General features: G+C 56.7%; 7 protein-coding genes. 1 reads left to right on the top strand and 6 read right to left on the bottom strand.

Features of this window, described 5'->3' with window-relative positions; genetic code table 11:
* Positions 1 to 62: 62 nt before the first annotated feature.
* The 5 genes from gcvH to BMZ40_RS18775 form a co-directional block, all read right to left on the bottom strand.
* Positions 63 to 449 (bottom strand): glycine cleavage system protein GcvH, encoded by a 387-nt coding sequence (gene gcvH, locus BMZ40_RS18795; RefSeq protein ID WP_092379600.1) that lies wholly within the window; start codon positions 447 to 449, stop codon positions 63 to 65.
* Between the two features lie 26 nt (positions 450 to 475).
* Positions 476 to 1,294 (bottom strand): thioredoxin domain-containing protein, encoded by an 819-nt coding sequence (locus tag BMZ40_RS18790; RefSeq protein ID WP_092379597.1) that lies wholly within the window; start codon positions 1,292 to 1,294, stop codon positions 476 to 478.
* Between the two features lie 95 nt (positions 1,295 to 1,389).
* Positions 1,390 to 2,292, bottom strand: a complete 903-nt coding sequence (locus BMZ40_RS18785) for a transporter (RefSeq protein ID WP_092379595.1) — start codon at positions 2,290 to 2,292, stop codon at positions 1,390 to 1,392.
* A gap of 109 nt (positions 2,293 to 2,401) precedes the next feature.
* On the bottom strand, positions 2,402 to 3,850 hold the full coding sequence (locus BMZ40_RS18780) for an aryl-sulfate sulfotransferase (RefSeq protein ID WP_092379592.1): 1,449 nt from the start codon (positions 3,848 to 3,850) through the stop codon (positions 2,402 to 2,404).
* 33 nt (positions 3,851 to 3,883) lie between these two features.
* Positions 3,884 to 5,278 (bottom strand): SLC13 family permease, encoded by a 1,395-nt coding sequence (locus tag BMZ40_RS18775; protein WP_092379589.1) that lies wholly within the window; start codon positions 5,276 to 5,278, stop codon positions 3,884 to 3,886.
* Between the two features lie 821 nt (positions 5,279 to 6,099).
* On the opposite strand from BMZ40_RS18775, the gene BMZ40_RS18765 reads away from it, so the two are divergent.
* Positions 6,100 to 8,838 (top strand): sigma-54 interaction domain-containing protein, encoded by a 2,739-nt coding sequence (locus BMZ40_RS18765; RefSeq protein ID WP_177193278.1) that lies wholly within the window; start codon positions 6,100 to 6,102, stop codon positions 8,836 to 8,838.
* 109 nt (positions 8,839 to 8,947) lie between these two features.
* Here the strand turns inward: BMZ40_RS18765 and BMZ40_RS18760 are convergent.
* Positions 8,948 to 10,156, bottom strand: a 1,209-nt coding sequence (locus tag BMZ40_RS18760) for a dihydrolipoyl dehydrogenase family protein (protein ID WP_143075700.1), incomplete at its 5' end; no start/stop codon positions are given.

The raw sequence follows: 10,156 nt of genomic DNA, 5'->3' as shown, positions 1-10,156 counted from the left end.
GGGCTATTCCCCCGCCGGTCGTCCGGAAAGGCGGCCGGTGGGGAAACGGGAGAGAGATACAATCAGGCCGAGATGATCTTCTGGTATTCGGCCGCAGTGATGGTCGCTTCGGACAGGTCGTCCGCCTTGATGCGCACCAGCCACCCGGAGCCGTAGGGGTCGGAGTTGACCAGCTCGGGAGTGTCGGAGAGCGCTTCGTTCACCTCCGCCACCGTGCCCGAGAGGGGGATGATGGCCGGGGAGACGACCTTGGCCGACTCGATCTCGGCGCAGGACACGCCCTGATCGAAATGCGAACCTACCTCGGGCAGGTCGATGAAGATGACCTCGCCAAGCTGGTCCTGGGCAAAGTCGGTGATGCCGATGACAAACGAGCCGTCGCCGGCCTCTTTGGCCCAGAGGTGCTCGGCGTGATAGCGGCGGTCGTCGGGAAAGTTCAGTGCGGACATGTCGGTTCCTCCTTAGGATGGGAAAATCAGTGCGCTTCGGGCTTGCGAATCTCGGCCTTGACCAGGGACGCGCGTACCTTGGAGCGGTACGGCAGCAGGGCCTGGTTCTCCAGCGCTTCGAGCCCGTCGGCTTGCTGCGCCTCGATGAAAACTGGCAGCATGCGGTCGCCGCAGGCGTCGAGGACCATCTTCGCGGCCTCTCCGGCCTCGGCGGGGCTGACGCGGGTCATGCCGTCGCCACCTGCGTAGGCCGAGGCCAGGACGCGGATGAGGCCGTCGGCGTGGGCCCGGGTCAGGGCGATGCTCTGCTTCAGGTCCTCGGCGGACAGCTCGCCGCCGACGATGGTCGGGTACAGGGCGGCCGGGCCGACGATGTCCAGCACCATGCGGCTGACGAAGCCTTCGTCCAAAACACGCTTCAGCAGGTCGGCGCGGCGACCGTCGGAATGCAGTTCGACAGTCAGGCCGCCCTGGGCCAGCAGGCGCACCAGGGTGACGAAGTTGTCCTCCTGCCCTGCGGGACAGGCCGAAACATTGAGGCCGGAAATCCAGCCGTGCAGCAGCTCGCTGCGCGTCACGCAGGCTTCCAGCACGCGGCCGGACAGCAGGTAGGCCAGGATCTCGCCCGTGCCCTGCTTGATGACCTGGCCGTCATCGAAAATCGGAAATTCCACGCCCTCGGGGTTGCGATAGATGGAGGAACGGTTGGCGCGGTAATAGGCGTTGAAGATATCCTTGTCGGCCTTGAAATCGTAGCCGGTGTATTCCTGCCCGCGCTCGGCCAGGAATTCCTTGACGATTTTGCAGCGCAGGCAGTCCGGGGCGGTGTAGAGGGTGATGGACACTGTCGTCTCCTTGGGTTGTAAATGATTCGGAAAAGACTGTCCGGCCGCACGACCTTGCGGCCGGACAAGGCATGGTCCCGTCGGGACATGCGTGGTTAGAACAACTTGATAAGCTTGAACTCCGTGCGCCAATCATCCGTAAGTGTCGCGGTCTCGTAATCGCGGTAGGCCGCCATGAGAATGTTCCCGCCAAAGGTGATGCCGTATTCGGGGAATTTAAGGTTGAACTTCGGGCCGACATACAGAGATTTGGCGTCGTTTACGAGGTCCACGCCGTACTGTTCGTCCTCCTGGGTCCATTCATAATAGGCCTCAACACCGAGATCCAGGAGGCTGTTCAGGGCGTAGGCGTAATGGGCATTAATGCGGAGGCGGTCACCTTTAGTCTTCTCAGCCGTGCCTTCGCTGTACACGGTATAGCTCGTGTCGCCCTCGATGCGGTGGGAACCGCTCATGTAGGTCGCGCCGAATCCGAACAGGGCTCCCCAGGCTCCGTTGCCGGGGTTGTTGTCGCCGATTTCGCCCGTCGGGATAACCACTCCGAGATCCGCAGCAAGGTTCAGGGGCGCGCCGGTCTTCTGGGACAGAATCTGATAGCGCAGGATGGCCGTCGTATCACCCAGGCCGCCGACCCACTTATCGTCGAGCCCGATATCTTCACGATCGACGGTCATATCTAGAAAAGGAGTGGCGGTTCGCACATCCCATCCCTTTGCGAAGGAGAAGCGGGTCTTCAGGACGGGAGTGTGGACGATCTGCTTGACGTCCGCACCGTCTTCCCCGGACGAATCCTTGTACCACTGATCCTTGACGCAATAGCGATAGTTCAGCACGGCGGCGAACTTACCAACTGGAAACCCCATGCCGCCCGGACCATGATTGACGCCGACCGCGCCGGCGGGAGTGGAGATCGAAGCTCCTTCGGCGGCGCGGGCGTGAGCACTCGGCAACAAAAGACAACATGCAAGCACCAGGCTGGATACAACCCTCGTTCTCATTATTTCATACTCCCTGTACTGTTCGAGGTGAAGGAAAGTGCGGCCGATCGGGATTGACACGCCATCGCAGGCGGCGTGTCTACCCGAGAACAGTCTGTGGATATTTCAGCTAGTCGGTGGAACCAACGCAGTGACCGGCCCCGCCGTAGTAGCCGACAGTCCCTTCGACCTTCACGGCCGAAAGCGGTCCAAGGGGCGCCGCACCAGGAACGCGGAACGATGCCACGTCGATGGGCTTGATGGCTTCCTCCTGCTGTGTTCCGGCCTGCGGAACCCAGTCATAGGGGGCGCGGTAAGCGCGATAGACCCAGTTCATGGGCATGCCAATGTTACCCTTGTATGGGCATATGTATTCCCAAACCAGTTCATGCTCGGCCGTGACCTCGAAGATGCGTCCGTCGGAGCCTTCACAGATCAGCGTATTGCCGTTGGGAAGGCGCTGGGCCGAACTGATGAACGGGGAGTAGAAACGCGAGGCGTCCAGGGGTATGAGAAATCCGGCTTCCATCGGCGTGTACTGCCAGACGATCTTCAACGTGGTCGGATCGATCTCCAGAACACGGGAGTAATCGCGCAACGCGGCCTTCTCGCCTTTGGGGGCACCGGGATTCGGGCTCCCGTAGCCAGCCCAGCCGCCATTGTCGAAAACCAAGATATTACCTGCACCCGGGAGGCCGGCAGGGATCATATGCGCATGGTGCTGCCCGATGATCCATCCCAGGGCCTTGAGTTCGGGACTCGTGTCATAATCAGGGCCGATCTGCCATACGATCTTGCCGGTCTTCTTCTCGATGATGCAGATAATGTTGGTCTCGCGGCCGTCGATGATGATGTTATCCGGGTGGAAACGCTGATCACCGGCCTCATACCACTTGTTGGGTCCGAGAGTGGACATGGAGTTAACATGCATCCAGTCGCCCACGGAGGGCGCGCTTTCTATGAGAGATCCGCCGCGGAAATTGGGATGTCTGCTCATGGCGTTCAGCGCGGCCTCGGAAAAGCCCATCTCCTCAACATGCTCGGAGCAGACCCACTCCCAGATGATCTCGCCTTCCCAGTTGACTTCATAAATAACATCGTCGAGCAGCGGCTTTTCGCTGATGTAGGGGCACCTCACATCCTTGTGGCTCAGGATAAGGGAATTGCCAGAATCGATCTTTGGTTCCATGCCAGGGGCGTAGTAACCGACGGAATTGCCCTCACGCTGGAAGTCGTGGTGCTGCCGCGCGACCCAACGGGGCTCGGAACCCGGATCCTCGACGAATTCGGCGCGGTCGAATTTCCAGACGATCTTGCCTTCCCAGTCGAGTTGGACCACATCCAGCTGATCCTGAAGAGCGTATTTCGGATTGCGTGTCCCGGTACTGCCCATGATGTGGCCGCCGGGGAAGATCTTGTTCGGAAAGCCGTGCACGTCCTTCCAGAGGCGGACCTCGGCGCCGTTCATGTTGATCAGCAGTGCTCCCAATTCGGGCGCGGACACGATGGTAAAACCGCTCCAGGCTTTATCAGGATTGTAAACTGTTACACCAGTAGGGTAGACTGTTGGATGTCCCATTGTATTCTCCGTATATTAAATTAAATTGAATAATCACATAAGTCCGAGAAAGGTCCAATATGGGACCTGAATGACAACGATACCTACTCCGACAAAAACCATACGCAGCGCAAGGCCGAGAAACATGTGCCGCGCGGTGATGAAACCCGTAGAAAAGGCATACATGTACAGAATATATTCATAGGGGAAGATATACTGATCCAAACCCATCAGGAATGCGTAGATCATGGGCTTAGGATTCATGCCGAGGGCATTGGCGATTTCGACCATGGGCGCAGTCATGGACGACACGGCCGCCAAGGGCGTCAGAACGAAATTGATGGTCAGCGAAGACATGTAAGCGGTCAGGATGCTGAAGGTCGGGCTCAGCTTTTCCATGAAGGGCACGAGCATGCTGGCGATCCATTTGGCGGCGCCTAGATGAACGGCCACAGCCCCCATGCTCAGACATGCCACGACAAAGACGATGAATCCGATATTGAGCTTGCGCGCATCCTCGGGCTTAGCCAGACCGAGCCACGGCAGGTAGCATGCCAGGCCAAAGAGGGAATAAACGTATGTTCCCGGAAGACCGTGAATCTTCTGGGTCAGTAGGCCAGTGATGGCCAGGATCATAAGAACGAACAATTTCCACTCCTGACGGGTCATGGGGCCCATATCCTTGAGGCGGGCGGTGATGACCTCTTTCAGGTGGTCTTCATGAGGAATGTGCTCCTTTCCCGGAATAATGTAGAGACACATGAAGACGGAAAAGGCGCAGTAAAGAAGGACGAAAGGCAGGTTCGCCAAGGCATATTCGCCCCAGCCCACAGCGCCCATGATAGGCTCGGCGATGGACATGGCAATGAGGGCCATCTCCGTACCGGTCAAAAAACCGTATCCGGGAGCGGTGGCGGCGCAGAAGCCCGCCATGATCAGGGCCGATGCGATACGGGATGTGGGCTTAAGCTCCAGAGCCATGGCCAGTCCGTGAGCGATGGCCACGAAAATAATCACGCGGCACATGATGTCGGGCAGAACGAAGGCCATGAAGATGCCCGTCACCATGAGCGCTATGATCGTGTTCCTGAACGACGCACCCACAAGCAGCATCAGTCGCAGCGCCATGCGGCGGGTCAAACCCGTGTTCTCGAGCGCTTCTCCCAAAACAAGGGCGGCCAGGCACAGCCAGGGCAAGAAAGAACCCCAAGGGGCGAAGATCACTTTCGGACTTGCCACCCCGCCCAGCACGAAAAGAAAGGTCATGGCAGCTGCGGAAGGAATGGTCGGCAGGATTTCCATAGCCCAGACGGTCACGGCCCATGTCGTAATGGCGAAGAACAGTGGAAGTTTAGGATGTACTGACGGATCAACCACTACATACACGATGATCGGCAGCAGTATACTTGCGATCCATTTGATTCTCAGCGTTGTAATCAGATTGGTCATTTTAAGTCCTTAAATACCGATTGATCAGATAATTTATTTATGCAACTTTCAGCACATAAAAAAATGAATAATATAAATATCCTCATAAAATTTAAACGATGAAATCTAAAATATGATAAATTAGGAATAAAATAAATATTGCAAAAAAATACAATACTTAAAATTAAACATTTTTATTTCTTTCCTAAAAAAGAAAAGACACAAAATTTGATCAAATAAAGAGGACGTCACTTCTTTCACATGATCTACGATATAATGTTTGCAGATTACATGCCATGCATTCTTTTTCCCAAAAATATCCACAAATACGCACTTTTATTCACAAGCCAACATAGTCAAAAACCCCTGACACGAATATCTTCTGCTCAAAATAGGATTATTGTCTTGATTCTGGACTTTTTTCCAGATTTCAAATACAAAATTGAACGTCACCGACCAACAGACACGTTCATTCCGGACACGACCCTCATCGCAACCGCCCCCCAAAAAAAAAGGTAAGCATGACCACTACCGAAACCGCGCCACTGCACGCCAACCTGATCCTACAGACCCTGAGTCATCTCTCCCATAGCGTCCGTCCCGCAATCATTGCCCGCCTGCTGGACATTGACCTGGAACAGTTCAGGAACGCCTGGTCGCTGCTCGAGACCCGAAACCTCGTTCGCATGGAAGGAGGCTGGTGCGTCATGACCTCCAAGGGAATTCTTTCGCATGGAGACCTGTCAAGAGACATGGACGGTTACAAGACAGACCCGGCATCGGAATCCTGCGAATTCACCAGCGCCTTTTCCCTACTGCGCCAGAACCGGGCCCTGGACGCCGTGAAACTGCTCATGGGCCAAGCCAAACGCCACGCCCCGCGATCGTCGACTACTGCGTCTACATGCCTGGACATCATCATCAAAATCCTGAACGATTTCTCCCTCGCGGAATGCTCCGAAGACATACTCCGCCATTTCATCCATACCATCATCGAACTCGCTGACATCGCGATATACTTCCCGGCCAAAACTGCCTTGGTCTGCCTGCTATTGGAGCGGACAACCGTTGCAGCGCAAAACTTCGGGGATACCAGAAGCGTCGCGATCCTCCACCTGATCCACGCCCACCTCCTCACGTTCGGTTCGTTCGACATCTCTCCACAGGCGGACAAACTCTTCGATATCGGATTCGAAATGGGCGAATCCATCGGCGACGAAGACATGATCGAATACATATCCACCTTTCTCGGCTTCCGCCATTTTCTCAAAGGAGAATTCAAGGAAGCGGAGATGCAGTTCAGCAAGGTGCGGGGAAGATTTGCGTTGCCTAACTCCCAGTACTGGTGGGTTGTGTTCCACGGAATGTCCTCGGCCTTTCTGGGATTCGACCGGCAGGCGATCGGCTCCCTCGAATCCGCCCTGCAAAGCGCCATACTGCGCAACGAACAACTCTCCGCCGAATTTCTGCGTCTCCACCTCGCCCTGGTCCTGCTCATGTTCGGCAAGACGCGGGAAGCTCTTGCCCATATCAACGCCGTTTCCGAACAGGTCGACAGCGACTCGGTCCCGGTTCTCCAGATAAGAACCGCCTGGATTCTGATGTTCTACCATTACTGCACCGGAAATCTCGCATCTTCCCACGCAATGATGGAAAAAATCAACGACATCCTGGTCCAATCCAACATAGCCAAACCAATGCATCACTTTCCGTGGATTCTTGAAACACTCTATATTTTCAAAAAAAAAGGAATGAAGGAGGCAAAACACTTCAACCTCAAAAAGGAATTTGAGCTGTCCTCACAATCTCCAAGCAATCAGATCAAAGCCGGAGCTTGGAGAATCAGGGGAATCATGGCGCTCGAGGAACCTGTTACCGATCTTGATGGCGCCATGAATTGCCTGAAAAAGGCTTTGAAAATGTACATCAATGTCGGCAATCCCATTGAAACGGCAAGGGTCAAACTCGATCTGGCCCGCGTGTACACTCACCTCGGTCGAAACCAGGTGGCCACCCGTCTTCGTGCAGCCGCTTACAGGATCCACAGGCATTTCGGACAACCTGCCTGGCTGGACGAAATGCCCAGGCCACGAACGTTGCCGACGGAAGACAAGGAAGCCCCGTGGCTACGTAACCATGGGAGGAGCACACGCATCACCGCCCCCGTGCGCGCCGACGAATTCCAGAGACAAAGACTCGCCATGCTCTGCCGTAAATTACGAGTCGAGCAGGCGGCATTTTTTTCCATAAAGGACGGAGAAATAAATGCACTGTCAAGATATAATATTTCAAAAACATTCTTAAACGAACAAATTATCGCTCAATATAAAAGCTGGATAATGCGTCATCTTCAAACAAAAAAAATTGAACGTCGCAGAGGAAAGCATGGTTCATGTATTTTAATTTCTATTGAAAACATTTCATCGAATACATATTTATTTCTTTTGAACAAGTATTTTGAAGATGATTTGCTAAATCTGTCTGAAGAAAAAATAATCACTTCTACAAAATCATTTTTCAAAGATCTTCATTTCATACAACCCGATGAACAGGAGGCTATTCACAAACCTGGAAGCACAGCGAATGTTGTCATATCGCCTAATGCAACTCAGGATGAATTCATCACAAACAACGAAACAATGCTTCAATTGCTTCTCAAGTTGAAGCAGGCGACGGCAACCGACGTATCCATCCACATCTTCGGCGAGACAGGTGTGGGCAAGGAGCTCCTGGCGCGTTTCATCCATCGTCACAGCGGCCGCCGAGGATCCTTCGTCTGCGTTCATCCCGCGAGCATGACCGAATCCCTTTTCGAAAGTGCTTTTTTCGGGCATGAAAAGGGATCGTTCACAGGAGCCACCAACCAGAAAATCGGATTTTTCGAACTCGCCAACGAAGGTACGCTCTTCATTGACGAGGTCGGTGAATTGCCCCTCTCCACCCAGGCCAAATTCCTGCGCGTCCTGCAGGAACGCACCTTCATCCGCGTTGGAGGACTTCGGGAAATCCGCTCCAATTTTCGTCTTGTCACGGCAACGAACAGGGATCTGGAGCAGGAGATTGCGGCGGGACGCTTTCGCATGGACCTGTATTACCGGATATCCGTGGTTCCGGTGGAGGTGCCTGCGCTACGAATGCGCGGCGACGATTCGCTGATCCTGGCCCAAGTCTTCCTTGATGATCTCGCACGCAAGTACCAAAGGGGACCTGTTGCACTCAGCGAAGCCAACCGCCGCCTGATCGCCGCCTACCCGTGGCCGGGCAATGTCCGCGAACTGGAAAATGTCATCGAACGCGCGGTCATCCTCTACAACGGCGGAAACCTGGACCTCTCCCTACAGTGGCCCGAAGGTCCTACTCCCAAAGCTCCCGAGGCCGAGCCATCCCCCACCTCCGACATCGTTGCGGATTGGCCGACGCTAGAGGAAATCGAACGTCGCTACATCAAGATGGTCCTAGACCGGACCGACGGCCAGATCGACGGCAACGATGGCGCGGCCGCCCTGCTCGGCATCGGCCGGTCGACGCTGTACGCCAAGATTCGCAGATTCGGCTTTAAGCAGTCCCGAAGATTCGAGTGACCAGCAGGTCCGTCGCAGAGACCTGCTCCTGCCTGCGGCAAGCAGATACACAAACGCCCCGGCCGGAAACCCGGTCGGGGCGTTGTTCATAGCTGGCTGTTCCGGACGCCTACAGCAGATGCGCCGTCTCGAAGAGCCCTTCGGCCAGGGTCGGGTGGGCATGGATGGTCCGGGCCAGGTCCTTGGCCGTGGCGCCGAGCTGCATGGCCAGGGTCGGTTCGGCGATGATGTCCGAAACGTGGGCTCCGGCCAGGTGCGCGCCCAGGAGCTTGCCCGAATCGGCGTCCACCACCAGCTTGAAGAGCCCCGCCAGCTCGCCCATGGCCTGGGCCTTGCCCAGCTCGCGGAAGTTGCTTTGCGGGCAGGTCACGTTGAAGCCCTGCTCCCGCGCCTGGGCCTCGGTCAGACCCACCGTGGCCACCTCCGGCGAGGTGAAGACCGCCGCCGGCACCACTGCGTAGTCCATGGCCTCGGCGGCGCCCAGGCAGTTGCGCGCCGCCACCAGCCCTTCCATGGACGCCACGTGGGCCAGCATGATCCGCGCCGGGCCAAGCACGTCGCCTACGGCGTAAATGCCAGGCACAGAAGTCTCCAGCCGCGCGTCGGCCTTGATCCAGCCACGCTGGTCCGTCTCCACCCCGGCCTCGGCCAGGCCCAGGCCAGACGTGTTGGGCACGCGCCCCACGGCCACCAAGACCACGTCGGCTTCCAGCACGCTCTCCTTCTGCGCCGACGCCGGAAGGTCCTTCACGAACGGCGACGGCCCGAGCGTCACTCGCACGCCCGTCTCCGTCACTTCCGCTTTGGTGGCCGTGCGAGCCAGTTCGCAGACGATGCCGCGCTTCTTCATCTCGCGCTGGATCAGCTTGCTCAGGTCCGCGTCAATGGACGGCACGGGCAGGATGCGGTCCAGCCCCTCCACCACCGTCACTTTCGAACCGAAAGCCTGGAAAATGAAAGCCAGCTCGCAGCCAATGACGCCGCCGCCGACCACCAGCATCCGTTTCGGGACGGTCTTCAGTTCCAGGGCGTCGTCGCTGGTGATGATGCGCTCGTGGTCAACGGGCAGGGTCGGAATGTTCAGGGTACTCGACCCTGTGGCGATGATGACCCTGTCGCCTTCCACCTCCTGCACCGCGCCGTCCGCGCCGTGCACGCGCACCAGACCGGCGCTCACGACCTCGCCCCGGCCGCGCAGCAGCGTGACCTTGAGCTTGGCGCAGGTCTTTTCCAGGCCGCCGCGCAGGATCTCCGAAACCTTGTTCTTGCGGGCCACGATGACCGGCATGTCCGGCTGGGCCTCGCCGCCGCCTTTAAT

Source organism: Desulfomicrobium apsheronum, from assembly GCF_900114115.1.
Classification (GTDB): Bacteria; Desulfobacterota; Desulfovibrionia; order Desulfovibrionales; family Desulfomicrobiaceae; genus Desulfomicrobium; species Desulfomicrobium apsheronum.
The sequence above is the reverse complement of the archived record's forward strand: the minus strand, read 5'-3'. Positions and strand labels throughout refer to the sequence as shown.